The sequence below is a fragment of the Marivivens marinus genome, from assembly GCF_035969385.1.
Lineage (GTDB): Bacteria > Pseudomonadota > Alphaproteobacteria > Rhodobacterales > Rhodobacteraceae > SELP01.
In genome coordinates this window covers 276,001-301,653 of sequence record NZ_JAYKKJ010000003.1, presented here as the reverse complement: position 1 = coordinate 301,653, position 25,653 = coordinate 276,001, and the positions used below count along the sequence as shown (strand labels likewise).

Annotated in this window: 29 protein-coding genes; 17 read left to right on the top strand and 12 right to left on the bottom strand. The window is 63.7% G+C overall.

All coding sequences use genetic code 11. The features are described 5' to 3' along the window. Window positions 1–51 precede the first annotated feature (51 nt). The gene (gene chrA, locus U3648_RS06260; protein WP_420858385.1) at window positions 52–1,248 is read right to left on the bottom strand and encodes a chromate efflux transporter; all 1,197 of its coding nucleotides are present in this window, start codon (window positions 1,246–1,248) and stop codon (window positions 52–54) included. Window positions 1,249–1,355: 107 nt separating this feature from the next. On the opposite strand from chrA, the gene lgt reads away from it, so the two are divergent. The 5 genes from lgt (at window position 1,356) to U3648_RS06235 (ending at window position 5,627) form a co-directional block, all read left to right on the top strand. Beyond that, window positions 1,356–2,240 carry a prolipoprotein diacylglyceryl transferase gene (gene lgt, locus U3648_RS06255; RefSeq protein ID WP_420858384.1) on the top strand — a complete coding sequence of 295 codons (885 nt, stop codon included), beginning with the start codon at window positions 1,356–1,358 and terminating at the stop codon, window positions 2,238–2,240. Continuing rightward, complete coding sequence (locus U3648_RS06250) at window positions 2,237–3,295, top strand: class I SAM-dependent methyltransferase (RefSeq protein ID WP_420858383.1); 1,059 nt, start codon at window positions 2,237–2,239, stop codon at window positions 3,293–3,295. Before lgt ends, U3648_RS06250 begins: the two co-directional genes overlap by 4 nt. Then, complete coding sequence (pgeF, locus tag U3648_RS06245) at window positions 3,292–4,059, top strand: peptidoglycan editing factor PgeF (protein ID WP_420858382.1); 768 nt, start codon at window positions 3,292–3,294, stop codon at window positions 4,057–4,059. Before U3648_RS06250 ends, pgeF begins: the two co-directional genes overlap by 4 nt. A 264-nt stretch (window positions 4,060–4,323) precedes the next feature. Further along, entirely contained in the window at window positions 4,324–4,521 is a 198-nt protein-coding gene (locus U3648_RS06240) for a hypothetical protein (protein ID WP_420858381.1), read from the top strand. 314 nt (window positions 4,522–4,835) lie between these two features. Then, complete coding sequence (locus U3648_RS06235) at window positions 4,836–5,627, top strand: Hint domain-containing protein (protein WP_420858380.1); 792 nt, start codon at window positions 4,836–4,838, stop codon at window positions 5,625–5,627. On the opposite strand, the gene U3648_RS06230 is transcribed toward U3648_RS06235, so the two are convergent. Next, window positions 5,624–6,124 (bottom strand): Lrp/AsnC family transcriptional regulator, encoded by a 501-nt coding sequence (locus U3648_RS06230; protein ID WP_420858379.1) that lies wholly within the window; start codon window positions 6,122–6,124, stop codon window positions 5,624–5,626. The two genes, U3648_RS06235 and U3648_RS06230, sit on opposite strands and share 4 nt — an antisense overlap. A 224-nt stretch (window positions 6,125–6,348) precedes the next feature. Between U3648_RS06230 and trxB the strand changes: the two genes are divergently transcribed. Together trxB and U3648_RS06220 are read left to right on the top strand one after the other, a co-directional pair. After that, window positions 6,349–7,293 (top strand): thioredoxin-disulfide reductase, encoded by a 945-nt coding sequence (trxB, locus tag U3648_RS06225; protein WP_420858530.1) that lies wholly within the window; start codon window positions 6,349–6,351, stop codon window positions 7,291–7,293. A gap of 237 nt (window positions 7,294–7,530) precedes the next feature. After that, complete coding sequence (locus U3648_RS06220) at window positions 7,531–9,609, top strand: bifunctional sulfate adenylyltransferase/adenylylsulfate kinase (protein ID WP_420858378.1); 2,079 nt, start codon at window positions 7,531–7,533, stop codon at window positions 9,607–9,609. Window positions 9,610–9,678: 69 nt separating this feature from the next. Here U3648_RS06220 and U3648_RS06215 read toward each other — a convergent pair whose 3' ends face one another. The 3 genes from U3648_RS06215 to U3648_RS06205 form a co-directional block, all read right to left on the bottom strand. Beyond that, window positions 9,679–10,155, bottom strand: coding sequence for a cytochrome b (locus U3648_RS06215; protein WP_420858377.1), 477 nt, complete (start codon window positions 10,153–10,155; stop codon window positions 9,679–9,681). Between the two features lie 109 nt (window positions 10,156–10,264). Continuing rightward, on the bottom strand, window positions 10,265–10,495 hold the full coding sequence (locus U3648_RS06210; protein ID WP_420858376.1) for a DUF1150 family protein: 231 nt from the start codon (window positions 10,493–10,495) through the stop codon (window positions 10,265–10,267). After that, window positions 10,492–10,914: an Hsp20 family protein gene (locus U3648_RS06205; RefSeq protein WP_420858375.1), complete on the bottom strand. Its 423-nt coding sequence runs from the start codon at window positions 10,912–10,914 to the stop codon at window positions 10,492–10,494. The genes U3648_RS06210 and U3648_RS06205 overlap by 4 nt, the downstream gene beginning before the upstream one ends. A gap of 162 nt (window positions 10,915–11,076) precedes the next feature. Here U3648_RS06205 and U3648_RS06200 point away from each other — a divergent pair, with 162 nt between their 5' ends. Continuing rightward, window positions 11,077–11,295, top strand: a complete 219-nt coding sequence (locus tag U3648_RS06200) for a YdcH family protein (protein ID WP_420858373.1) — start codon at window positions 11,077–11,079, stop codon at window positions 11,293–11,295. A gap of 51 nt (window positions 11,296–11,346) precedes the next feature. On the opposite strand, the gene U3648_RS06195 is transcribed toward U3648_RS06200, so the two are convergent. Then, entirely contained in the window at window positions 11,347–12,093 is a 747-nt protein-coding gene (locus tag U3648_RS06195) for a 1-(5-phosphoribosyl)-5-[(5-phosphoribosylamino)methylideneamino]imidazole-4-carboxamide isomerase (protein WP_420858372.1), read from the bottom strand. Between the two features lie 232 nt (window positions 12,094–12,325). Between U3648_RS06195 and U3648_RS06190 the strand changes: the two genes are divergently transcribed. After that, window positions 12,326–13,075, top strand: a complete 750-nt coding sequence (locus tag U3648_RS06190) for a YebC/PmpR family DNA-binding transcriptional regulator (RefSeq protein WP_420858371.1) — start codon at window positions 12,326–12,328, stop codon at window positions 13,073–13,075. Window positions 13,076–13,260: 185 nt separating this feature from the next. On the opposite strand, the gene U3648_RS06185 is transcribed toward U3648_RS06190, so the two are convergent. Together U3648_RS06185 and U3648_RS06180 are read right to left on the bottom strand one after the other, a co-directional pair. After that, window positions 13,261–14,166: a DMT family transporter gene (locus tag U3648_RS06185; protein ID WP_420858370.1), complete on the bottom strand. Its 906-nt coding sequence runs from the start codon at window positions 14,164–14,166 to the stop codon at window positions 13,261–13,263. 40 nt (window positions 14,167–14,206) lie between these two features. Further along, window positions 14,207–14,812, bottom strand: coding sequence for a LysE/ArgO family amino acid transporter (locus U3648_RS06180; RefSeq protein WP_420858369.1), 606 nt, complete (start codon window positions 14,810–14,812; stop codon window positions 14,207–14,209). A gap of 95 nt (window positions 14,813–14,907) precedes the next feature. On the opposite strand from U3648_RS06180, the gene U3648_RS06175 reads away from it, so the two are divergent. From U3648_RS06175 to U3648_RS06145, 7 genes are all read left to right on the top strand, one after another. Then, window positions 14,908–15,786, top strand: coding sequence for a LysR family transcriptional regulator ArgP (locus U3648_RS06175; protein WP_420858368.1), 879 nt, complete (start codon window positions 14,908–14,910; stop codon window positions 15,784–15,786). 81 nt (window positions 15,787–15,867) lie between these two features. After that, window positions 15,868–16,656 carry a ribose-5-phosphate isomerase RpiA gene (gene rpiA, locus U3648_RS06170; RefSeq protein WP_129683089.1) on the top strand — a complete coding sequence of 263 codons (789 nt, stop codon included), beginning with the start codon at window positions 15,868–15,870 and terminating at the stop codon, window positions 16,654–16,656. Between the two features lie 112 nt (window positions 16,657–16,768). Further along, window positions 16,769–18,124 (top strand): glutathione-disulfide reductase, encoded by a 1,356-nt coding sequence (gene gor / locus U3648_RS06165; RefSeq protein ID WP_420858367.1) that lies wholly within the window; start codon window positions 16,769–16,771, stop codon window positions 18,122–18,124. A gap of 94 nt (window positions 18,125–18,218) precedes the next feature. Next, window positions 18,219–19,433 carry an FtsH protease activity modulator HflK gene (hflK, locus tag U3648_RS06160; protein WP_420858366.1) on the top strand — a complete coding sequence of 405 codons (1,215 nt, stop codon included), beginning with the start codon at window positions 18,219–18,221 and terminating at the stop codon, window positions 19,431–19,433. After that, window positions 19,433–20,332, top strand: a complete 900-nt coding sequence (gene hflC, locus U3648_RS06155; protein WP_420858365.1) for a protease modulator HflC — start codon at window positions 19,433–19,435, stop codon at window positions 20,330–20,332. Before hflK ends, hflC begins: the two co-directional genes overlap by 1 nt. Continuing rightward, window positions 20,332–20,538 carry a DUF2065 domain-containing protein gene (locus tag U3648_RS06150; protein WP_420858364.1) on the top strand — a complete coding sequence of 69 codons (207 nt, stop codon included), beginning with the start codon at window positions 20,332–20,334 and terminating at the stop codon, window positions 20,536–20,538. Before hflC ends, U3648_RS06150 begins: the two co-directional genes overlap by 1 nt. Before the next feature lie 133 nt (window positions 20,539–20,671). Continuing rightward, window positions 20,672–22,126 carry a Do family serine endopeptidase gene (locus U3648_RS06145; RefSeq protein WP_420858363.1) on the top strand — a complete coding sequence of 485 codons (1,455 nt, stop codon included), beginning with the start codon at window positions 20,672–20,674 and terminating at the stop codon, window positions 22,124–22,126. Window positions 22,127–22,209: 83 nt separating this feature from the next. Here U3648_RS06145 and U3648_RS06140 read toward each other — a convergent pair whose 3' ends face one another. Then, complete coding sequence (locus U3648_RS06140) at window positions 22,210–22,626, bottom strand: hypothetical protein (RefSeq protein WP_420858362.1); 417 nt, start codon at window positions 22,624–22,626, stop codon at window positions 22,210–22,212. 89 nt (window positions 22,627–22,715) lie between these two features. After that, the gene (locus U3648_RS06135; protein WP_420858361.1) at window positions 22,716–23,171 is read right to left on the bottom strand and encodes an NUDIX domain-containing protein; all 456 of its coding nucleotides are present in this window, start codon (window positions 23,169–23,171) and stop codon (window positions 22,716–22,718) included. Window positions 23,172–23,260: 89 nt separating this feature from the next. Between U3648_RS06135 and U3648_RS06130 the strand changes: the two genes are divergently transcribed. Next, on the top strand, window positions 23,261–24,010 hold the full coding sequence (locus tag U3648_RS06130) for an alpha/beta fold hydrolase (protein ID WP_420858360.1): 750 nt from the start codon (window positions 23,261–23,263) through the stop codon (window positions 24,008–24,010). Here U3648_RS06130 and U3648_RS06125 read toward each other — a convergent pair. Together U3648_RS06125 and purE are read right to left on the bottom strand one after the other, a co-directional pair. After that, window positions 24,007–25,080, bottom strand: a complete 1,074-nt coding sequence (locus U3648_RS06125; protein ID WP_420858359.1) for a 5-(carboxyamino)imidazole ribonucleotide synthase — start codon at window positions 25,078–25,080, stop codon at window positions 24,007–24,009. The two genes, U3648_RS06130 and U3648_RS06125, sit on opposite strands and share 4 nt — an antisense overlap. Continuing rightward, the gene (gene purE, locus U3648_RS06120) at window positions 25,073–25,561 is read right to left on the bottom strand and encodes a 5-(carboxyamino)imidazole ribonucleotide mutase (RefSeq protein ID WP_420858358.1); all 489 of its coding nucleotides are present in this window, start codon (window positions 25,559–25,561) and stop codon (window positions 25,073–25,075) included. Before purE ends, U3648_RS06125 begins: the two co-directional genes overlap by 8 nt. Between the last annotated feature and the right edge of the window lie 92 nt (window positions 25,562–25,653).

Sequence of the window (25,653 nt, the reverse complement as noted above, 5' to 3'; positions counted from 1 at the left end):
CTCCCTGCACCCGTCGCGCGCCTCCCGTCACCCGGGGGGCGCGTTTTTCGTTCAGGCCACCGCCAGGACGATCCCGCCAAGTGCCCCCGCCAGCACCGCCAGCCAGGCTGGGCATTTCCAGACCGTCAGGGCCACGAACAGCGCCAGCGCCAGTGCAAAATCGGCCATGCCGCCCACGCTGCCCGTGAACACCGGGTCATTGAGTGCCGCACCAAGGATCCCGACCACCGCCGCGTTGATGCCCCGCAATGCGCGGCGAACCTGCGCGACCTGACGCAGTCGGTCCCAGAAGGGCAGGACCCCGATCAGGATCAGGAACCCCGGCAGGAAGATCGCGCACAGGGCCAGCGCCGCGCCAGCCACGCCACCCGGACCCGCAGTGCTGACCGCGCCCAGATAGGCGCTGAGCGTGAACAAAGGCCCCGGAACCGCCTGCGCCGCACCGTACCCCGCCAGAAAATCCGCATCGCTGACCCAGCCGGGCTGCACCACGGCGGCGTCCAGCAGGGGCAGGACCACATGGCCGCCCCCGAAGACCAATGCGCCGGACCGGTAGTAGGCATCGGCCACCGCCCAAACCTCTGCCCGATCCGCAAGGAGGGGCAGGGCAATCAGCCCGGTGGCAAAAAGCGCCAAGGCCGCGCCGCCGACCCAGCGATGCAAGGACAGGCTGGCCGTGCCTGTCGGTGCGGTTTCCCCCGCCCGGCCTGTGACTAGCCCCGCGATTGCCCCAAGACCAATCGCCCCGATCATGCCCATCCCGGATGGAAACGCCGCCAGCGCAATCACGGCCGCAACGGCAATCGCCGCGGTCTGGCGGTCCGGGCACAAGGTTCGCGCCATGCCAAGGACCGCCTGCGCCACCACGGCCACGGCGACGATCTTCAGCCCGTGCAGCGCGCCCACGGCCACAGGTCCGGTCAGTGATCCGACCCCCAACGCGAACCCCAGAAGGACAAGGGCGGACGGCAGGGTAAAACCCACAAACGCCGCCAGCGCCCCCAAGGGGCCCGCGCGCCGCAGCCCCAGTGCAAAACCCAGCTGGCTGGAGGCCGGGCCGGGCAATACCTGACACAGCGCCACAAGGTCGGCGTACTCCGCGTCAGACAGCCATCCACGCCGGTCCACGCATTCGGTCCGGAAATATCCCAGATGGACAACAGGGCCGCCAAAGGACGTGCAGCCAAGCCGAAGGAAGGTCCAGAACACCTCTGCCACGGTTCCCGTCGGTTTCCCTTTTTGTGCCATGCCGCCTGCGCCCCCAACCCATTGGCACAGGTCTAGGGCCAAACGCGCCTCTGGCCAAGACCGCCCGGCCTTGACTTCCCTCCGGTGCCGTCCCATCCATTCTTCCCATGCAGGCCGCGCTTTCCTTCCCCGACATCTCGCCCGAGATTTTCTCGATCACGCTCTTCGGGATGGAGTTCGCGCTGCGCTGGTATGCGCTGGGCTATATCGCCGGGATTGCCATCGGCTGGGCGATGATCCGCTGGCTGATCGGACGGGCCGGGTTGTGGCCGGATAACCAGCCGCCGATGACCCGGGAAGACCTTGAAAACCTTGCCACATGGATTGTTGTCGGCGTCATTCTGGGCGGGCGGATCGGCTATGTCCTGTTCTACAGCAAGGGCGCCTACCTGAGCGACCCATGGGCCATTCTGCGCGTCTGGGAAGGGGGTATGGCCTTTCACGGCGGGTTCCTAGGGGTGGTCGCCGCCGTCTATTTCTTCGCGCGCAGGCATGGCCTGCCGCTGGGGTCCACCGCCGACGTCGTTGCCATTGCCGCGCCGCCGGGCATCTTCCTTGTGCGCGTCGCCAATTTTATCAACGCCGAGCTTTGGGGGCGCCCGACGGACCTGCCCTGGGGCGTCGTGTTCCCGGGTGAGGCGGCACAGGATTGCCGGCCGGATGTTATCCTGCTTTGTGCCCGTCACCCCAGCCAGCTGTACGAGGCCGGGCTGGAGGGGCTGCTTCTGGGCCTTATCCTGATCGTGGTCGCCCTGCGTGGCGGCTTCAAGCGGCCGTGGCTGGTATCGGGGCTGTTTTTCGCGGGCTACGGGCTGTCCCGGTTCATGGTTGAATTCGTGCGCCAGCCCGACGCGCAATTCGTCACGCCCGGCAACCCGCTGGGGCTCTATCTGCATATCGACGGCTACGGTCTGACCGCGGGACAGCTGTTGTCGCTGCCAATGATCCTGATCGGGTTTTGGGTGATCCTGCGATCGCGGCGGCGGGCATGACTGCGCTGGCCGACCTGCTGACTCGCCGGATCGCGGCGACCGGTCCGATGACGCTGGCCGATTTCATGGCCGAAGCGCTGATGCACCCCGAGCACGGCTATTACAGCACCCGTGATCCGCTGGGCGCGGGGGGTGATTTCATCACCGCCCCTGAGATCAGCCAGATGTTTGGGGAGCTGATCGGCCTGTCGCTGGCGCAGGCGTGGATGGATCAGGGCAGCCCGGCCCGGATCACACTGTCCGAACTGGGTCCGGGGCGCGGGACCCTGATGGCCGATATTCTGCGGGCCACGCGCGGCGTGCCGGGGTTTCATGCCGCCACCGCTGTTCATCTGGTCGAAACTTCTGCCACGTTGCGGGCGGAACAGGCGGCGCGGGTTCCCGGTGCGATCTGGCACGACCGTGCTGATGACCTGCCCGAGGCACCGCTATTTCTGGTCGCGAACGAATTCCTTGATGCCCTTCCAATCCGGCAATTCACCCGCGACCAGAATGGTTGGCGCGAACGGATGGTCGGTGTGGCAGAGGGCACGCTGACCTTCGGCCTTTCCGCACCCGCGCCCATTGCCGCGCTGGACCACCGGCTGGACGATACGCAGCCCGGTGACATCGTCGAAACCTGCCCGGCGCTTCCGGGGATTGTCGGGGCTGTGGGGCGGCGCATCGCGGTCCACGGCGGCGCGGCCCTGTTCATCGACTACGGCGACTGGCGGTCGCTGGGCGATACGTTGCAGGCGCTGTCGGGTCACGCGGCGACGGACCCGCTTGCCGCGCCCGGTCAGGCGGACCTGACGGCGCACGTGGATTTCGAAGCGGTGGCCAATGCCGCCCTGCCCGCCCGGTATACGCGACTGGTAACGCAAGGGGTGTTTCTGGAACGGCTGGGCATCACGGCGCGGGCGCAATCGCTGGCTGCGCGGATGACCGGGCCGGCGCTGGAACAGCACATTGCCGCGCATCGGCGCTTGACCCACCCGGCGGAAATGGGTGACCTGTTCAAGGTAATGGGACTCTATCCTGACGGCTGTCCGCCGCCACCGGGGACCGAGGCATGACACTGGACATCATCACCTCTGACCTTCTGTCGCCCCTGCGGCACGGGTTCTTTGCCCGCAAGGGTGGGGCGTCGTCCGGCGTGTTCGAAGGGCTGAACTGCGGCTATGGCAGTTCGGACCAGCACGAGGCGGTCACCATCAACCGTACCCGCGTGGCCGAGGCGATGGGCGCGCCGATCAAGGCGCTGCAGGGGGTGCACCAGACCCATTCGGCAAAGGTTCTGACCGTCGATGGTCCGGTCGATGACCCCGAAGGCCCAAGGCCCGAGGCCGATGGAATCGTCACCGCGACACCGGGGATCGTCGTCTCAGTCCTGACCGCCGATTGCCAGCCCGTGCTGTTTGCCGACCCTCGCGCCGGTGTAGTCGGCGCGGCCCATGCGGGCTGGAAAGGGGCGCTGGGCGGGGTGTTGGAAGCCACTGTTGACGCGATGGAGGCGCTGGGCGCCGAGCGGCAGGACATCGTCGCGGTCATCGGCCCGTCGATCAGCCAGCGCGCCTACGAGGTCGGGCCGGAGTTCTTCGAAAACTTCATGGCCGAAGACCCCGCCTATGGCCGCTTCTTTGCGAACGGCGAGGGGGACAGATTCCTGTTCGATCTTCCGGGGTTTGGGCTGTATCGGCTGCGTAGCGCTGGCGTGGGGCAGGCGGAATGGACCCGGCATTGCACCTATTCCGACCCGGCGCGGTTCTACAGCTACCGGCGCACCACTCACGAGCGACAGGCGGACTACGGTCGGCTGATCTCGGCGATCCGGCTGTAAAACTGGCAGAAATCGGGCAGACCTGCTGATCCCGATCTGGAAACAAAGCCCGGGCATACAACTGCATTGTTCCCAAACCCCATGTTTTGTTGGGCTTTCGGCCTTTTGTTTCCAGATCACAGCGCAATCCCTGCGAAAAACCGGGATTTGATGCAATTCCTTGGAAAATCCTTGATTGGTCAAACTCGTGCCCAGAACCACCGCAATAGTGGGGCCAACGTCGGCAAGAACGGCGACCTAGTGAGCAGCAAAAGGATCGAGATTATGAAGAAGCGTTGGATGACCGGCATGATCGACGAAGCCGCCAAATGCACCTCCAAGATGCCTTGGGAACGGGGCCTGCGCCGTCAGGCGTTCATCAACAGCCGCAAGGCGTCGCTCAGTTCGGAAGAGGCAGCCGGCCTTGCCATGGTGGCCCGAGGGCGCGCACAGGCGTTCATCGGCGACCGGGTCGTCGCCTGATCAATCAAGGGCGGGTCGCACGGGCCCGTCTGCTTTTCCCTCGCGGTTCCTCCCGCCGCGATCCTGAAACGGCCCCTTGCCGCATGGCGGGGGCCGTATTCCGTTTCGGAGGCCGCAGCATCGCGGAATTGTGGCAGGATTGATCGACCGGCGTGGACAATACCCTAGCGCCCTTCCCATTGGTGCATGGATAGCGCCCTTCCACATCGAATTTTTGACAAATGCAGCCGGGTTGGGGAATCGTTTCCGCATAAATGATCTGCTGATCGTTGCCGGTGGGGGCCGGCGAAAAGCGCAACTTTGATAGGTTTCGCATGACTGCTGCCCCGACACTTGGCCATTTCGGCTCTTCCCGTTTGTCGCGTGATACAAAGAACCGTTTCGACACGTCTGGCGAACAGCCGCAGCGGCGTAGCGCCGTTATGCGCCGGTTCGAGGTTGTTCACCTTGCCCCCAACGGCGACATTTTTGACTTTGCCCGTGTGGCCCCGGCGATGGAGGCCTTCGAGGAAGCCTTTTCCGCATTTGCCCGCGGCACCCTGTTCCAGACCGAGGACGGCCCCCGCGCGGTCGAAGACCTTTTGCCGGGAGATCGGGTGAAGACCGCCGATCGCGGGTTTCAGCCGCTGATCTGGAAGGGCAGTTGCAGTCTGATCGCGAACATCCCCGAACAGGCGTCGAAGATGCGGTCGCTGACCCGAGTGTCTGCCGATTCTCTGGGGTTCGGTCGTCCGGGACGAGACATTGTTCTGGGCCCCTCGGCCCGGCTGTTCCACAGCTCGGAAGGGGTGCGCACCATGACCGGGCGGCCCACCGCCGTTGTGCCGGTGCGGGATTTCGAGGATGGGGTGAACATCGTCGATCTGACGCCGCAAAGCGCGGTGCAGGTTTATCACCTTGGGTTCGAAGAACAGGAACGGCTGCTGTCTGACGGGATCGAGTTGGAAAGCTTTCATCCCGGTCCGGCGCATCGGCTGCCGCTGCGGGGCGACCTTCTGGACCTGTACCTGTCCTTCTTCCCGCACATCCCGGACATCATGGGTTTCGGTGCGCCGCGGTTTCCACGGCTGCGGCTGGCGGACCTTGATCTCTTCTCGGCGGCCTAGGCGTCTTTCGCCAACCGCGCTTCCAGCACATCAAACGGGACGCCGGGGTCATCCTTGGCGCCCCGGATCACAAGGCTGGTCTTGACGCTGGCCACATTCGGTGCGGCGGTCAGCTGTTCGGTCAGGAAGGTCTGGAAACTGCGCAGGTCGGGCGCCACGCATTTCAGGATGAAATCCACCTCGCCGTTCAGCATGTGGCATTCACGAACCAGCGGCCAGTTGCGGCACCGTTCCTCAAATGCGCTCAGGTCTGCCTCGGCCTGGCTGACAAGGCCGACCATGGCAAAGACCTGCACTTCGAACCCCAGTTCGCGGGCGTCGACATCGGCGTGATAGCCCCGGATGAACCCCTGTTCCTCCAGCGTGCGCACCCGGCGCAGGCAGGGCGGGGCAGAGATGCCCACCCGCTTGGCCAGTTCGACGTTGGTCATCCGACCGTCCGCCTGCAGCTCTGCCAGAATCATCCGGTCGATTTCATCGAGTTTGGAACCCGGCATACATCATCCCCAAGAAATTTTGCGAACACTACGCCGAAGGCGCAGGCTGCGCAATATTGTTTCGTGTTGGCGCAAGATTCTTAGCGTTCGCCGTCCTTCCCCGGCTCTGTCCGGCATCGGTCGGCCCGGTATTCGCGCGACGCATGGTCGCCTTGCAGGGCCTTTCGGTTCCGGGGGCTGCCGTCTATATCGGGTGGGACGGAACACCAGAGTCGGGGGAACACATGGCCGAGACGCGTCACACCAAGGTATTGATCATCGGCTCCGGCCCTGCGGGCTATACCGCTGGCGTCTATGCCAGCCGCGCCATGCTGAACCCGATCCTTGTGCAGGGGATGGAACCCGGCGGCCAGCTGACCACCACGACCGAGGTCGAAAACTGGCCCGGCGATACCGAGGTGCAGGGCCCCGACCTCATGGTCCGGATGGAGGCCCACGCCCGCGCCATGGGCTGTGACATCGTGATGGACATCATCACCGATCTGGACCTGTCCAAGCGGCCCTTCACCGCCAAGGCCGACAGCGGCACCACCTACACCGCCGACGCGGTGATCCTGGCCACCGGCGCCCGCGCCAAATGGCTTGGCCTGCCGACCGAAGAGAAGTTCAAAGGCTTTGGCGTGTCTGCCTGCGCCACCTGTGACGGGTTCTTCTATCGCGGGCAGGAAATCGTGGTCATCGGCGGCGGCAATACCGCCGTGGAAGAGGCGCTGTTCCTGACCAATTTCGCGACCAAGGTGACCCTGATCCACCGCCGCGATGAACTGCGGGCCGAAAAGATCCTGATCGATCGGCTGATGAAAAACCCCAAGATCGAACCGCTGTGGGATCACACGCTGGAAGAGGTCGTTGGCACCGACAACCCGCTCGGGGTCGAAGCTGTCCGCGCCAAGCACGTCAAGACGGGCGAGATCACCGAAATCCCCGCCAAGGGCGTGTTCATTGCCATCGGCCATGCGCCCGCGTCGGAACTGGTCAAGGACCAACTGGAACTGCACAACGGCGGCTATGTGAAGGTCGAGGCCGGATCGACCAAAACCTCGATCCCCGGCGTATTCGCGGCGGGCGACCTGACCGACCATAAATATCGGCAGGCCGTCACCAGCGCCGGAATGGGCTGCATGGCCGCGCTGGACGCCGAACACTGGCTGGCCGAGCAGGACGATTGATGCCCTGGAGTAAAGCCCGAAAAGCGCCAGAGATCGGCGACATGCAGTGAAATCGAAACGGCCCGAACCAATGGTTCGGGCCGTTGTCGTTTTGCGGCATTCTGCTGATTTGGCAGCTACGGGGTGCGTGACCCACCGGACACAGTCCGGAATGGTCCGATATTGCCCAGATTTCCCCCTAGTCTCGCCATCTGCTTCGTCATATGTGTTCACGCGTGAACATATTGCGAGTCCCCGATGCCCACCTCTGTGGCCAAACATAATCCTGCCGAGGAAGACCTGATCTTCCGGCTCCTGCGCCAGCTGGATGCTGCGCCGGGGGCGTCGCAGCGTGCGACGGCGGCGGCGCTGGATATCTCGCTTGGGCGGCTCAATGCGCTGTTGCGTGGCGCGGCAGAGGCTGGGTTGATCACCATCAACGCCCGGTCCGGCCCCGACAAACGCCAAAGGTTCGCCTATACCATCACCACCCGTGGCGCCGCTGAAAAGACCCGGCTGCGCGACCAGTTTCTTGCCCGAAAATTCGCCGAATACGATGCGCTGCACGCAGAGCTGACCGGCACCTCCAGCGGTCTCTCTCCGCTCAAACACAGGACCCATCCGATGCAGAACAACCTTGCCCCCATCCCTGAGCTTTACGTCTCTTACGAGAGCGCGCAGAAGCTCAAGGTCGAAGCCGCCGACCTGACCAGTCACGACCTGACCCCGCGCCAGATCTGCGATCTGGAACTGCTGATGAACGGCGGTTTCAACCCGCTCAAGGGTTTCCTGTCCGTGGAAGATTACAACGGCGTCGTGGACAACATGCGCCTTGCCGACGGCACGCTGTGGCCGATGCCGATCACGCTGGACGTGTCGGAATCTTTTGCCGACAGCATCGAACTGGGTCAGGACATCGCGCTGCGCGATCAGGAAGGCGTGATCCTTGCCACCATGACCGTGACCGACCGCTGGACCCCGAACAAATCGCATGAGGCGGAAAAGGTGTTTGGCGCCGACGATCTGGCGCACCCGGCAGTGAACTACCTGCATCACACGGCGGGCAAGGTCTATCTGGGCGGCCCGATCACCGGCATCCAGCAGCCGGTGCACTATGATTTCCGGGGTCGTCGCGACACGCCGAACGAACTGCGCGCCTATTTCCGCAAGCTGGGCTGGCGCCGGGTTGTCGCCTTCCAGACCCGCAACCCGCTGCACCGCGCGCACCAGGAACTGACCTTCCGGGCCGCGAAAGAGGCTCAGGCCAACCTGCTGATCCACCCGGTCGTCGGCATGACCAAACCGGGTGACGTGGACCATTTCACTCGCGTCCGTTGCTACGAGGCGGTTCTGGACAAATACCCCCAGTCCACCACCACCATGTCGCTTCTGAACCTTGCCATGCGCATGGCTGGCCCGCGCGAGGCGGTCTGGCACGGGATTATCCGCCGCAACCACGGCTGCACCCATATGATTGTCGGCCGTGACCACGCGGGCCCCGGCAAGAACAGCGCAGGCGAGGATTTCTACGGCCCCTATGACGCGCAGGACCTGTTCCGCGAACACGAGGCCGAGATCGGCATCGAAATGGTCGACTTCAAGCATATGGTCTATGTGCAGGAACGCGCCCAATACGAACCCAACGACGAGATCGAGGACAAGGACAACGTCACCATCCTCAACATCTCGGGCACGGAACTGCGCCGCCGCCTGCGCGAAGGGCTGGAGATTCCGGAATGGTTCTCTTTCCCCGAGGTGGTGAAGGAGCTGCGCCGCACCTCTCCGCCCCGGTCCAAGCAGGGCTTTACCGTCTTCTTCACCGGCTTCTCCGGGTCGGGCAAGTCGACCATCGCCAACGCGCTCATGGTCAAGTTGATGGAGATGGGCGGCCGCCCGGTGACCCTTTTGGACGGGGATATCGTGCGGAAGAACCTGTCGTCGGAACTTGGGTTCTCGAAGGAACACCGCGACCTGAACATTCGCCGCATCGGCTATGTCGCGTCCGAGATCACCAAGAACGGCGGGATCGCCATTTGCGCCCCGATCGCGCCCTATACCGCAACCCGCCGCGCGGTCCGGGAAGAGATTGAACAGTATGGCGCCTTTGTCGAAGTGCACGTGGCCACCAGCATCGAAGAATGCGAACGGCGTGACCGCAAGGGTCTTTATAAGCTGGCCCGCGAAGGCAAGATCAAGGAATTCACCGGGATTTCTGACCCTTACGAAGAACCGGCGAACCCGGAACTGCGGGTCGAAACCGAAAACGTGGACGTGGACAACTGCGCCCACCAGGTGATCCTGAAACTGGAAAGCATGGGGCTGATCGCCGCGCACTAGTTCGGGTGCCAGGCCTGCAAAGGAAAACGCCGCCCTTCGGGGCGGCGTTCGTCGTTTCATGAATGGGTGTCAGCGCATCCGCGCCATAAGGTTATCCTTGACGATGAACTGGTGATAAAGCGCCGCACCGATGTGCAGCAGGATCAGGACCATCCCGAGCTGGAACAGCGGTTCGTGGAATTCGGCTGCCGCCTCGATCCCGGCGCCCACGGCCATCATCCCGGTGATCGGCAGGGCGAAGATCACGACATACAGGCCGATATGCGTGATCTTGGCGGCGAGGTCCTGAAGTTTCGGTGCAGGGACCGGGGCAGGGGCACCTTTGGTCAGCCGAAGGATGATCCGCACAACGGCCAGCACAAAGATCGTGATGCCGACCAATTGGTGAATGCGGGCGCCCCCTTCGATCACCGCAACGCCGCCATCTTCAACCGCGTCCCATGCCTCGCCCATCGCTTCGTGGGTGATGAAGCTGACAACCATAAGGGCGGCAATGGCCCAATGAAGGATGATTTGCAGGCGGCTGTATTTTTCCGGGGTTGCCATGATGTTGCCCTTCCCAAGCACATTGTTTCACTGACCAAACGCAGGAACGCGCCGGTTCCGTCGAAACTTTATGCCGATGGGAAGGACCCGTCTATGGTTTGTCTTCTTCCTAATGCACGGTGACCGGGGTCATGTCGTGCTGTCGGGCAAGGACAAAAGCCATGGCCCTGTCCGCGACAAGGGCCAGCCGGTCACCATCGGCGTTGTGCACGGCAAACAGCTGTTTCAGCCCCCCGGCCTCTGCCTGAGCCTGAACCTCGGCGGGCAGGTCGTCCACGGCGACCGGGCGGACATAAACGATCCCCTGGCCAACGGTGCTCAGATCGAATTTCGTGTTCATTTCGCGCCCCCTTTCCGGATCTTGATGGTCTGAACCACCGCGTCGGGCACCCGGCGGTTCAAGTCGACATGCAGCAGGCCGTTTTCCATGATCGCTTCGCCTACGTCCACGCCATCGGCCAGCACAAAGGACCGCTGGAACTGCCGCGCGGCAATTCCGCGGTGCAGAAAGATGCGGCCCTCGCTGTCGTCCGACTGGCGGCCCCGAATGACAAGCTGGTTGTCCTCGACGGTGATCGACAGATCGGTTTCGGCAAACCCGGCGACCGCAAGGGTGATCCGGTAGGACCGGTCCGAGGTCTGTTCGATGTTATAGGGGGGATAGCCGTCGTTGCCCGATTTGGCGGTCCGTTCGACCAGCCGTTCAAGCTGTTCAAATCCAAGAAGGAACGGATGCGTTCCAAGGGTCAGTTTCGTCATGCGACATGTCCTTTGTCAAAGCGACCGATGTCCGGATGGCCCCGATTGCGGCGGCCTGACTGGAAATATGGGCAGCGCGCGGCCCCTGCGCAAGAGGAAGGACTAGGCGAAACGCCTGCCAGCCCTTATCTTGGGGTGCAGGAAACAGGTTCGGGCCAACCGATGAACAAATCAGCGAAAATGGAACAGCTTGAGGTGCTTCGGGTCGAACTGGAGATCTTCAAGCAGCAGCATCGCGATCTGGACGAAGCGATTCATGCGCTGGAAGAGCGGGGCACCGGTGATCTGCTGACGATTCGGCGCCTGAAAAAGCAGAAGCTGGCGCTGAAGGACAAGATTGCCCGGATCGAAGACCGGCTTTTGCCTGATATCATCGCCTGAACGAAAAAGGCCGCCCGGTCGGGGCGGCCCTCTGACTAAGTCGCACCCCCATCAGACGAAGGGCGCAGTCGCTTCCTTGCCCGCACCGGCGACGGCCAATGCCTCGCCCAGATCGACGGACCGGTCGAACAGTGCACGGCCAATGATCGTGCCCGACACGTGGGGGACGTATTTCAGGCGGCTGATGTCATCCAAGGACCGGATGGTGCCGCGCGCGATCACCGGCGCGCTGGCCAGTTCTGCCGCCCGGGTGATCATGGCAAGCGAAGCATCGCTTTCCTCAATATCGGCATCAATGTCGGTGACGATCATCGCGGCGAGCGGGTCACGGTCGAACTGACGGATGAAATCCTCGGGGGCGAAGGCCGTGCTTTCGCGCCAGCCACCCGACATGACCTTGCCCTTGTAGACATCGACCGCGACGACGATCTGGTCGGGATAGGCATGGGCCGCCTCTTTGACCAGCTGCGCTTGGGTGACGGCGGCAGAGCTGATCACGATCCGGCCCGCGCCGGCCTCGGCCCAATGGGCGATCTGGTCCATCGACTTCACGCCGCCACCGTATTGCACCGGAATCCCGGCGGCGCGGATGATTTCCTGCACCAGCTCAGCGTTGGTCTCGGAAGTGCCGGCGACCGCGTCGAAATCGGTCAGATGCATCCAACTGGCCCCGGCAGCGGCAAAGCTGCGGGCCCGGTCAACCGGGTTCACGTGCCAGATTTGCGGCTCTTCCAGCCGTCCGCGGTGCAGGCTGACGCAGCGGCCCTTTTGCAGTTCGATTGTGGGGTAGATGATCATCCTGACCTCCGCTGAAATGTGGAATCCGATGTCGCGCTAAGGGCGAGTCGCCCCGACTCTAGGGTCCATGATACAGCATGGATCGCGCAAAAACGGCACTTTGGCAGCGTGCAGCGGGGAAGCGGCCTTGCGAAACGGCCCGTTGCGGTCGCGGTTCGTCTCTGGGGATTGCCATTTTGCCCCGCGCTGCCCTATAGACGCGCTGATCCAATTCAGATGACGAGGACGACCCATGGCCGGCCATTCCAAATGGGCGAATATTCAGCACCGCAAGGGGCGGCAGGACGCCGCCCGGTCCAAGCTTTTCTCCAAGCTTGCCAAGGAAATCACCGTGGCGGCAAAGATGGGCGACCCGGACCCGGACAAGAACCCCCGCCTGCGTCTTGCGGTGAAGGAAGCCAAGTCGCAATCGGTGCCAAAGGACGTGATCGAACGCGCGATCAAGAAATCGCAGGGCGGCGAGGGCGATGATTACGAAGAAATCCGCTACGAAGGCTATGGCCCGGGCGGCGTCGCCGTCATCGTCGAGGCGATGACCGACAACCGCAACCGGACCGCCTCGGTCGTGCGGTCGACCTTTGGCAAGCACGGCGGCAACCTTGGGGAAACCGGGTCGGTTGGTTTCATGTTCGATCGCAAGGGCGAAGTGGTCTACCCGGCCTCTGTCGGCGATGCGGACACGGTGATGATGGCCGCGATCGAAGCCGGGGCCGAGGACGTGGAAAGCGATGAAGACGGCCACGTTATCTATTGCGCCGATACCGACCTGAACGAAGTCTCCACCGCGCTGGAAGCCACCCTAGGCGAGTCGGAATCGACCAAGCTGGTTTGGAAAGCCACAACCACCGCCGAACTGGACCTTGAAGGGGTTCAAAAGCTGATGCGGTTGGTCGAGGTGCTGGAAGACGACGACGACGTGCAGCGCGTCACCACCAACATGGAAGCCTCGGACGAGGTCATGGAACAGTTCGCCAACTCCTGACAATCAGTCGTGAGGCTCTTGAAAAGCCCGGCCAGATTTGCCGGGCTTTTTCATTGGCGATGAGGTTTTGCGCCGCCTTCGGCGTCGCCGGGGGGCGCGGGCCTGCGGCCCGCGCGGCAGGGGCTCTGCCCCTCTGGCCCGTTCCGGGCCATTCACCCCGGGATATTTCTTACCCAAAGAAGGGATCAGACCTTCGTTTCCGCCGGGGCCGGGGTGATCCGCCGTTTCGCCCGTGCCTCGCGCCATGTGATGAAGCTGACCGATCCGACGATGACCAGCCCACCGGCGACGACCCAGCCGTCCACGGCCTCTTCGAAAACCACGGCCCCAAGCGCCACCGCCCAGACCAGCTGCAGGAAGGTCACCGGCTGCGTCACGGTCAGCGGTGCGGCGGCAAAGGCCAGCGTCATGGTGTAATGCCCGGCGGTGGCGAAACAGGCGACGCCGAACAGCCAGAGGCATTGTTCCAGCGTCGGCGTCACCCAGACCGCCGCGGCAAAGGGCGCAAGCCCGATTGTCACCGTGACCGATAACATCCCCACCACGACCGCCGGTTTCACCTCTCCGGACAGCTGCTTGGCCAGCATGTAGCCGACGGCGAATAGTGCTGCGGTAGCCAGCATGGCGATATGCCCCGGCTCCAACTCGCGCGCGCCGGGCCGCAGGATCAGAAGCGCCCCGCAGAGCGCGATCAGCACGGCGGCCAACCTGCGGGGCGGCAGTTTTTCCCCCATGAACAGCGCGGCCCCAAGGGTGACATAAACCGGGTTGAGGTAGTTGAGCGCCGTCACTTCGGCAATCGGGATGCGGGCCATCGCGAAGAACCACAGGATCACCGCCAGCGTATGGGCTACGCCGCGCGCGGCGAACAGGCCCAATTGGCGCCGGGTCAGCCGGGCGGCAAGGATCGGGCAGATCATCGGGATCAGGAAGACGATGCCAAGGGCATAGCGCAGAAAGGCGGCCTCGGCCGCGGGCACGTCATCGCCCACATGTTTCACAAGCGCGGTGACAGCGACGAAGTTCAGCCCCGTCACCACCATCCAGAATACCCCGGCCAGCGGCCGGTCCTGTTTCACGCCTGTTGTCATGGCGCCATAGGCGCACGGGAGGGCGGGGGGCGCAAGGGCCCTATCCCTTCAGGATCAGCCCGGCGGCGATGGACCACATGACACAGCCGATCACCACGTCGAGCACGCGCCACGCCAAGGGCCGCGCGAACAGCGGTGCGAGAAGCCGCGCACCATAGCCCAGCATGAAGAAGAACACGAAAGACGCGGCGATGGCCCCGGCCCCAAAGGCCCGTTCCTGCCCCGGGAACCCCTGTGCGATGGACCCAAGCAAGACCACCGTATCAAGATAGACGTGCGGGTTGAGCCATGTGAAGGCGAGGCAGGTCAGCACCGCCGCCCCAAGGCTCAATCCCCGGTCCGCCGTAGGGTCTAGCGCCGCGCCGCCACGGAGCGCCGCCCGGAACGACAGCGCACCATAGACGATCAGGAAACCGGCCCCCAGCCAGCGCATGACCGGGGCCAACCCCGGCAACACATCGGCCAACCCCGCGAAGCCCCAGACCCCGACCGAGATCAGAACTGCGTCAGACAACGCGCAGGTCAGCACCAGCGGCAAGACATGCGCTCGCCGCAGCCCCATTTTCAGGACAAAGGCGTTTTGCGCCCCGATGGCCATGATCAGGGAAAACGACAGGCCAAAGCCTGTGAAGAAGGTACCGAGCATTTGAGGCTCCTGTTGCGGTCTTGGAGGGGATAGCCAGTGGCCGAAAATAAGTGAAATGAATTGATCTGTGGGTTCATTAGTGAGACTTAATAGACATGCTGGACTACGATGCACTGTTCGCCCTTGCCGCCGTTCTGCGTACCGGATCGTTCGGCCGGGCGGCGGCGCAGCTTGGGGTGACGCCCTCGGCTGTGTCGCAGCGGATCAAGGGGCTGGAGGACCGGATGGGGGCGACGCTGGTGCTGCGGGGGCAGCCCTGCGCCGCGACGCCCACCGGCGCGCGGCTGCTGCGCCATCTGGACGATGTGGCGCTGATGGAGCAGGGGCTGGCCCGTGATCTTGGCACGCCCGCCAGCCCCCGGCCCACGGTGCGGATCGCGGTGAACGCCGATAGCCTTGCCACCTGGTTCCTGCCCGCCATTGCCCGCGTGCCCGACATGCTGTTCGAACTTGAGATTGACGATCAGGACCATTCCGACATCTGGCTGCGCAAGGCTGAGGTGGCGGCGGCGGTCACGGCGCGGGCGACCCCGGTGCAGGGCTGCGACAGCACCCCGCTTGGCACCCTGTCCTACATCGCGACCGCAAGCCCCGGTTTTGCCGCCCGCTGGTTCCCCAAGGGCGCGACGGCCACGGCGCTGGGGCAGGCCCCGGCGCTGGTCTTCTCGTTGAAGGACCGGTTGCAGCAGGACTGGGTGACAAAGGTCGCGGGACAGCGGGTGGCCTTGCCCGCGCACCGGATCGCCTCCAGCCACGATTTCCGCCGTGCGGCGATACTGGGGCTGGGCTGGGGCATGAACCCCGAACCGCTGGTGGCCGAAGATATCGCCGCGGGGCGGCTGGTCGCCATCGCGCCCGAGACGATGGAAACCCCGCTTTATTGGCAGGTCAGCCGCCTGTCGGCGCCCGCGCTTGCGCCCCTGACCCGCGCGATCCGGGAAACCGCCCGCAAGATGCTGCTGCAAAGCCGATAATTCGGGGCAATGCCCCCTCGCCCCCGGGGGCTGGTTTGCCTATAAGCGTTGGGAATCCCGCATTGCCCATGGAGCTGCCCCATGCCATCCGAACTGTCCCCGATCGACAAGGCCAAATTCGTCGCCGCCAAACGGGCGACCCAATATGTCGAAAGTGGCATGAAGGTGGGGCTGGGGACCGGGTCCACCGCCGCGTGGCTGGTCCGCTGCCTGGGCGACATGGTTCAGAACGAAGGGCTGAAGATCAAGGGGGTGCCGACGTCGTCGCGCACCGCCGAACTGGCCCGGCAGGTCGGGATCGAGGTGATCTCGCTGGACGAGGCGAAGTGGCTGGACGTGACCATCGACGGGGCGGACGAGTTTGACCCGAACCTGAACCTGATCAAGGGCGGCGGCGGGGCCCATCTTCAGGAAAAGATCGTCGCGACCGCCAGTGACCAGATGGTCGTGATCACCGATGCCACCAAGCAGGTTGAAACGCTGGGGGCCTTCCCGCTTCCGCTCGAGGTGATCCCCTTCGGCTGGCAGACCACCAAGACGCTGGTCGAAGAGGTGCTGATCGGCATGGATGTGCTGGGCCGTACCACCAGCCTGCGGATGAATGGCGACGCGCCCTTCATCACCGACGAAGGCAACCACATCCTTGACCTGCATCTGAACCGCATCGGCAACGCCCGGCAGCTCAGCCTTGTGCTGAACCAGATCCCCGGCGTGGTCGAAAACGGGCTGTTCATCGACATCTGCGACGCGGTGGTGATCGGCTATGGCGATGGCCGCGTGGAAGTGCGCGACATCAACGAAGGATCGGTCGAGAAGGAAAAATTCGACTTTCTGGACGACGACAACCTGTTTTCCGATCTGGGGGACTGACAACCGGCGGGACAGGGTGGGACTTCGCATTTGCGTGTTCCCGGCCCGCCCGGGCTTGCCCCCGCCGACGCCGCGACCCAAGTAGGCGGCACAGAAATTGGAAGGACAGGCAATGGCATTCGATTTTGATCTTTTCGTCATCGGTGGCGGGTCCGGCGGGGTCCGGGCGGCACGGGTGGCAGCAGCCACAGGCGCAAAGGTCGCGCTGGCCGAAGAATACCGGATGGGCGGCACCTGCGTGATCCGGGGCTGCGTCCCGAAAAAACTGATGGTCTTCGCCAGCGAATTTCACGAAGCCATGTCGGACGCGCGCGCTTATGGCTGGGACGTGCAGGACGGGTCGTTCAACTGGACCACGTTCCGGGGCAAGCTGGATTCTGAACTTGACCGGCTGGAAGGGGTCTATCGGCGGTTGCTGGACGGGTCCGGCGTGACCGTGTTTGACGCCCGCGCCGCGCTGGCCGACCCGCACACCGTGACCCTGTCGACCGGAGAGACCAAGACCGCCAAACATATCCTTGTCGCCACTGGCGGCCGCCCCGTGCTCCCGGACATGCCGGGAGCGGAACTGGGCATCACCTCGAACGAGATCTTCAAGCTGGACCAACTGCCCGACAGCATCTTGATCGTCGGCGGGGGCTATATCGCCTGCGAATTCGCGGGTATCCTGAACGGGTTGGGCGTGAAGGTGACGCAGTTCTACCGGGGGGCGCAGATCCTGCGTGGCTTTGATGGTGAAGCGCGCGGGCTGATCGCTGACCAGATGCGCGAGCGCGGCGTCGACCTGCATTGCGGCACCAACATCCTGTCGATGGAGCAGGTTGACGGTGGCATCCGGGTCAAGGGATCGAACGGGTCCGAGGCGACCTATGGGCAGGTCATGTTTGCAACCGGCCGGGTCCCCAATACCGACGGGATCGGGTTGGAAGAGGCCGGGGTGAAGATCGGCCGCCGGGGTGAAATCGCCGTCGACGACTATTCCCAGACCGCGGTGCCGTCGATCTATGCGGTGGGCGATGTGACCAACAGGGTCAACCTGACCCCGGTGGCGATCCGCGAAGGCATGGCGTTCGTCGAAACCGTGTTCAAGGGCAATCCGACGCCGGTCGATCACGATCTGATCCCCTCGGCCGTCTTTACCCAGCCCGAATTCGGCACCGTTGGCCTGTCCGAGGAAGACGCCCGCGAGATCGAACCGATCGAGGTCTATTGCACCTCGTTCAAGCCGATGAACCATTCCTTTGCGGGCCGGTCGGATCGGGTGATGATGAAACTGATCGTCAGCAAGGCCACCCGCAAGGTTTTGGGCTGTCATATCGTCGCGGATCACGCGGGCGAGTTGATCCAGATGGTTGGTATCGCGGTCAAGATGGGCGCCACGAAAGAGGACTTTGATCGAACCGTGGCAGTGCACCCGACCATCTCGGAAGAACTGGTGACAATGAAGGAACCGGTGCGCAGCGCTTGATTTTCTGCGCTGAACGCACAAGTTGAAGGACAACCCGGTGTGCGGCCTGACCGCGTCGCCGGCGATTGGAAACAGGAAGGACCAAAGGTAACCGATGGCTGGAAACAACGGCGGCCCCTGGGGCGGCGGCGGAAACCGTGGCCCGCGCGGCGGCGATGGCGGCAACAACGGCAATGGCGATGACCGGAACCGGGGCCCGCAGCGCCCGAACGAACCGCAGATCCCCGAACTTGACGATCTGATGAACAAGGGGCGCGAACAGCTTCGCGTTCTGATGGGCGGTGGCGGCGGTGGCCGTGGTCCGGGCGGTGCCGGCGGAAGCGGCGGCCCGTCCGGCCCCCTTCTGACGAAGGGCACCATCGGCCTTGGCGCCATTGGCGCTGTGGTTCTTTGGCTATTTGCCTCCTTGTACACGGTCAAGCCGGAAGAACGGTCGATCAACCTGTTCCTTGGCGAATACATGTCGACCGGCGAACCGGGCCTGAACTTTGCCCCCTGGCCGGTCGTGACCGCCGAAGTCGAAGCGGTGACCACCGAACGCAACATCGCCATCGGCACGGCCGCGTCGGGCCTAGATGCCGGGCTGATGCTGACCGGGGACGAAAACATCGTCGACATCGATTTTGAAGTGGTCTGGAACATCTCGGACCTGCGGGGGTTCAAGTTCAACCTTGCCGATCCCGCGTCCACGATCGAAGCGGTGGCGGAATCCGCCATGCGCGAAATCATTGCCCAGTCGGAAATGGCGCCGATCCTGAACCGGGACCGGGGCGCGATTGCCGACCGTCTGAAGGACCTGATCCAGTCCACGCTCGACAGCTATGACAGTGGCGTCAACATCGTTCGTGTGAACCTGAACGCCGCCGAACCGCCCTCGACCGAGGTCGCGGTCACCGACATCGACGGAAACCAGCGCCGCACCTCGCCGCTGGATGCCTTCCGCGACGTGCAAGATGCGGAACAGGAACGCGACCAGCTTCAGAACCGTGCAGATGCCTATGCCAACCGGGTTCTGGCAGAAGCACGCGGTCAATCCGCCCAGCTTCTGGAAGAGGCCGAGGCCTACCGTGCGCAGGTCGTCAACGAAGCCAGCGGTGAAGCCAGCCGGTTCAGCGCCGTTCTGGCCGAATACCGCAACGCGCCCGAAGTGACCCGCAAACGCCTGTATCTTGAAACGATGGAACAGGTTCTGGGTGGCGTCGACATCATCCTTCTGGATGAAGGTGCGGGGGATGGCGGCAATGGTGTCGTCCCCTACCTGCCCCTGAATGAAATTCGCCGAAGCACCACCACGGGAGGGTCGAACTGATGCGCAAGACTGCTTTGCTTCTGCCCGCTTTCGTGGCGCTTGTGGCCGCTGGCCTCGCCTCGATCTTCATCGTGGATGAACGCGAAAAGGTGTTGGTCCTGCAATTCGGACAGATTGTCCGGGTCGAGGACGATCCGGGCATCGGGTTCCGCATCCCGATCTTCCAGCAGGTTGTCAAATACGATGACCGTATCCTGTCCATCGACATGGACCCGCTGGAAGTCACGCCGCTGGACGATCGCCGCCTGATCGTGGACGCCTTCGCGCGGTTCCGGATCAACGACGTGGAACAGTTCCGTCAGGCCACTGGTGCCGGGGGCGATCAGGCGATCTTTGTCGCCAGCCGCCGCCTCGACTCGATCCTGCGTGCCGCGACGCGAGAGGTGCTTGGTTCGGTCAGCTCCAATGACATCCTGTCGACGGACCGGGCCGCGCTGATGCTGCGCATCCGTAACGCCGCGATTGCCGAAGCCAACGCGCTTGGTCTGTCGGTGATCGACGTCCGCCTGAAGCGGACCGATCTGCCGCCAGCGAACCTTGAAGCGACGTTCCGCCGGATGGTGGCCGAACGGGAACGCGAGGCCGAAGACGAACGCGCCCGTGGCCGTGAAGCCGCGCAGCGTATCCGTGCACAGGCCGACCGGACCGTGGTGGAACGGGTTTCCGACGCGACCCGTCAGGCGGAAATCATCCGTGGTGAGGCCGACGCCGAGCGGAACCGCATCTTTGCCGAGGCGTTTGGCGAAGACCCGGAATTCTTTGAGTTCTACCGCTCGATGACCGCCTATCAGAATTCGCTGCGACCCGGGTCCACCTCTTTGGTGCTGACCCCGGACAATGAATTCTTCAACTACCTGAAGTCGGACAGCGGTGCCGACGCGGACGCCTCGGCCAACTGATGGCAGAGGCGTTGGCCACCGCGCTACTGGCGCTGGGCCTTGTCTTCGTGGTGGAGGGGCTGATCTATGCGATCGCCCCCTCCATCATCGAAGATTTACTGGACGCAATGCGGCGGATGCCATTGGATCAGCGGCGGGCCTTCGGGCTGGGCGCGCTGGCGTTGGGCGTGGTCCTGGTCTGGATCGCAAAGGGGCTGGGCGCCTGACCGGCGGCTTCACGCGCAAGTGACGGAATGCGATCCGGGATTGCGTTGAACCCGGCGCGCCTTAGGATGACATTCAGCCCCGGAGGGTCACCGGTTTCCACCGGTGACGGCAAAGAAAACAAGGAGGTCCATCGTGACGAGCAAAGCAATTTCCCTGACCCGTCGGGACGAGGGGAAACTTCGTGCGGGCGTGACCGCACTGGTCCTTGGTCTGGCCCTTGCGTTGGCGCAAGCCCTGCCCATCGGGGCACAGGACCGGCCGGCAAGCTTTGCCGATCTGGCCGAACAGGTCAGCCCGGCAGTGGTCAATATCACCACCTCGACCGTTGTGGCGGGCAACACCGGCCCGCAGGGCGTCGTGCCCGAAGGATCCCCGTTCGAGGATTTCTTCCGCGACTTCCAGGATCGCGGCAACAATGGCCCGCGCCGGTCCTCGGCGCTCGGCTCCGGCTTCGTGATCTCCGCCGACGGGTTCATCGTGACCAACAATCACGTCATCGAAGGCGCGGATGAAATCCTGATCGAATTCTTCTCGGGTGACGAACTTCCTGCCGAATTGGTAGGCACCGACCCGAACACCGATATCGCCCTGTTGAAGGTCGACGCGCAGGGGCTGGATTTTGTGCCCTTCGGCGACAGCGACACCGCCCGCGTGGGCGATTGGGTCATGGCCATGGGCAACCCGCTCGGCCAGGGGTTCTCGGTTTCGGCCGGGATCGTATCGGCCCGCAACCGGGAACTGTCGGGAACCTATGACGATTACATCCAGACCGACGCGGCGATCAACCGGGGCAACTCTGGCGGACCGCTGTTCAATCTTGATGGTGAGGTGATCGGCGTGAATACCGCCATCCTGTCACCCAACGGTGGGTCTATCGGGATCGGCTTTTCTATGGCGTCGAACGTGGTCACCAATGTTGTCGATCAGCTGAAGGAATACGGGGAAACCCGGCGCGGCTGGCTGGGCGTCCGCATTCAGGACGTGACCGAGGACATGGTCGAGGCGATTGATGGGCTGGACGTGGCGCGCGGCGCGATGGTGTCCGACGTGCCCGAAGGCCCGGCCATGGATGGTGGTGTCGAAGCGGGTGATGTCATCACGTCTTTCGACGGGATCGAGATTGAAGATACCCGCGAACTGGTCCGCATCGTCGGCAATTCGCCCGTGGGCAAGACGGTCGAGGTGATCGTGCTGCGCGATGGCGAACCGGTGACGCTTGCCGTGACCCTTGGTCGCCGCGAAACTGCCGAGGCCGCGGCCTTCCCCGCCGAGGAACCGGCCGAACCGGAACTGGCGCAGGTTCTTGGGCTGACCCTGTCGGAAATCACCCCCGATCTTGCCGATCAGTTCAGCCTGACCCTGTCCGACGGGCTGGTCATCACCGAAGTCGCGCCCGGATCGGATGCGGAATCCAAGGGGCTTGTCCCGGGCGACCTGATCACCGAAGCGGGTCAGCAGCCGGTTGCAAGCGTCGAAGACCTTGAAGCGCGGATTGACGAAGCCCGCGAGGCCGGGCGGAAATCGATCCTCTTGCTGATCCGTCGGGGCGGCGACCCTCGGTTCGTGGCGCTGGGGCTGGACGGCTAGGGGCGATTTGCGCCTTGAAAAGAATTGGGGCGGCACCATACGGCGCCGCCCCTTTTTCGTGGTCTGCCGATCTTGGCGACGTTCTAGAACCGCGTCCGCGACATAGACAGGCCCAAGTCCGGATTTTCAACAGCAGGCGCATTCGTCAGAACGCAGTTCGCCGGCTGGCCCATAAGGTTCTGATGCTCGGGGTATTGCGCTGCAAAATGCAGCCCACGCTGGATCGTCCTTGTGCCAGAGCTGACATCCATCGCCCGCATGATTTGCCGCAGGGTCGGTGTGCGGCGAGACGAAACAGCGGCGCAAATCGCGATCTTTCCTTCATAGGGCAGGGCAGCGAGGGCGATGGTGATCCGGGGAAGACCGCCACGGGTTTCCAGTTCGTCAATGATGAATCCTTCGTCCACGGGAACGGCCCCAAGGCTCTGCCCCTGCTGCGCATGACTTGCGCCCGCGACGGTCAAGGCAATGGCGGCAGCGGCAAAATATCTTTTGAACATATGATTTATCTACTCTCACTCTGGTTGCGTCCAAGGCCACAGTAGCCTTGCACCTTAGGGCTGCCTAGCCCTGTGAACAAAGACTGATGTCATCTCTGGATCGACTCTAGCGGGTCATAGGCGGGTGCGCCGGGGTCTTTCCATGCGACGGCGGCAAGGCTGTCGGGTTTGCACCGAAGTCGCGACAGATCCTCCCGCGTGACCCAACGGCGGTGTGTCACCACCCCTTCCGGGTCGGTCCAGTCGCCGGTCAGATCCCCGCTGATGATGCGGCATCGGAAATAGATATCGACCTGATGAAATGGGCCGTCCGGATCGTGGAATTCGTTCACCAGACATGGGGTGCCAACGGCCACCTCCAACCCGCATTCCTCCATCACCTCGCGGGCGAGATTCTCGGGCAGGCTTTGATGCGGTTCGGCCCCGCCGCCGGGTGCACACCACAGATGCGTGCGGCCCTTCCATGCATTCACGATCAGCAACCGATTGTCGTGCATGATAATCGCGCGGGTGGCGATCCGGATGGGGCGGGGCGGCTGTGCCATGGCGCCAAATTGCCGGTTCTGGCATACTGACGCAAGGTCAGGATGACCTCACCTTATAACCGGTCTGGGCAGCTCTTATCTTTGACCCCATGAAACGACTTGTCGCCCTTTTTGCCCTGTTGGCCCTATCCGCAACGCCGCTACGTGCGGCGCCGTCGCCGGATACGGATTGCGTGGTTCTTCTGCATGGGCTGGCCCGGTCGGATTTCTCGCTTGCGCCGATGGAGCTGGTGCTGGAACGCGAAGGGTATTTCGTTGTCAACTCGGGCTACCCATCCACGGAACAGACCATCCAGACCCTTGTCGATATTGCCTTGCCCCATGATGTCGAGGCCTGTGGCGACCGGACCGTGAACTTTGTCACCCATTCGATGGGCGGCATCCTGGTCAGGGCCTGGCTGACCAAACACCGGCCCGCGAAAATGGGCCGTGTGGTGATGATGGGGCCGCCGAACCACGGGTCGGAACTGGTGGACATGTTCGGGGATTTCGAGCCGTTCCAATGGGTCAACGGCCCGGCCGGGCTGCAACTGGGCACCGCCGAGACCAGCCTGCCCAATTCCCTTGCCCTGCCAAGCTACGAGGTGGGGATCATCGCCGGAAACCAATCCCTGAACCCCATCTATTCCAGTCTGATCGAGGGGCCGGACGACGGCAAGGTCTCGGTCGCCTCGACCCGGATGGACGGGATGCGCGACCATATCGTCCTGCCGGTCACCCATACCTTCATGATGAACAACCCACTGGTCATGGCGCAGGTCATCGCCTTTCTGGACAGCGGGCGGTTTGACCGCAGCCTGACACTGACCGGGGTGATTTTTGGTGAGGACGATAGTTAGGACGCGGGGCCGGTCACCCGGTTGACGTGCCCCATCTTGCGGCCCGGCTTGGCCTCTGCCTTGCCATAAAGATGGATGGCCGCATCTGTCTTTGCGATTTCTGGGATACGGTCCACGTCCGCGCCAATCAGGTTTTCCATCACCACGTTGGAATGGCGGCTGCCGTTGCCAAGGGGCCAGCCCGCAACCGCGCGAATGTGCTGTTCGAACTGGTCGATGGCACATCCGTTCTGGGTCCAGTGGCCGGAATTGTGCACGCGCGGCGCAATCTCGTTCACGATCAGCCCCGCGGGCGTCACGAACAACTCCACCCCCATGACGCCAACGTAGTCCAACGCGTTCAGGATCTTTGCGGCGATCAGAACTGCGTCGGTCCGCTGCGACGGTGACAGGCGGGCAGGGACGGTGGTGGTGTGCAGGATGCCGTCGCGGTGGACATTTTCGCCGGGATCGAAACAGGCAACCGCCCCGTCCAGACCACGCGCGCCGATCACCGAGACCTCGTGGCTGAAATCGACAAACCCCTCAAAGATTGACGGGGCACCGGCCATCGCGTCCAGCGCGCTAGGGCCATCCTCTGCCGACCTGATCCGCGCTTGCCCCTTGCCGTCATAGCCGAAACGGCGGGTCTTCAGGATCGCCGGGGCGCCGATCTCGGCAATCGCCTCTGCCATGTCCTGGGCATCGTCCACGGCGGCAAAGGGGGCGGTCTGAAGCCCCAGATCAGTCAGGAACGCTTTTTCCACCAGCCGGTCCTGGCTGACGGCAAGCGCCTTGCGGTTGGGGCGGATCGGTTTCAGCGCTTCCAGCAGGTCCAGCGCCGAGGTCGGGATATTCTCGAACTCGTAGGTGATGACATCGACAGCACCCGCAAAGGACCGCAGTGCCGCCTCGTCCTCGTAAGCTGCGGTTGTTACCGCATCGGCCACCTGACCAGCGGGCGGGTTGGTGCCGGGCTCAAAAATATGGGTCTTGAACCCCAGCCGCGAGGCCGCGACGGACAACATCCGGCCAAGCTGGCCGCCGCCGAGAATACCAATGGTCGCACCGGGGGACAGCATATCAGTCATCGGAAGGCTCATCTGGGATAGAGGCGGACAGGGCATCGCGCCAGGCGTCCAGCCTGTCGGCAAGGGCGGGGTCCTGCAGGGCAAGGATACCAGCGGCCATGAGGCCCGCGTTGGCGGCCCCGGCCGCGCCGATCGCCATGGTGGCAACCGGGAACCCCTTGGGCATCTGCACGATGGAATAGAGACTGTCGACACCGGACAGGGCGCGGGTCTGCACCGGCACGCCGATCACCGGGATACGGGTCTTCGACGCCATCATCCCGGGCAGGTGGGCCGCCCCGCCAGCCCCGGCGATGATCACCTGAAGGCCACGGCTCGCGGCCTCTTTCCCATAGGTCCACAGCCGGTCCGGGGTGCGGTGCGCCGAGACTATCTTGGTCTCATAGGCCACGCCCAATTCGTCCAGAATGGTTGCGGCCTCCTTCATCGTGGCCCAGTCCGACTGGCTGCCCATGATGATCCCGACCTTGACCTGCGCCATATTCGCCCCCGTCTGAAAGGAAGCGGCACTATAGCGGCGCTGCGGCGCGGCGCAATGGGGCGATGCGCGGCCGGGGTCGGTAAATCAGGCGA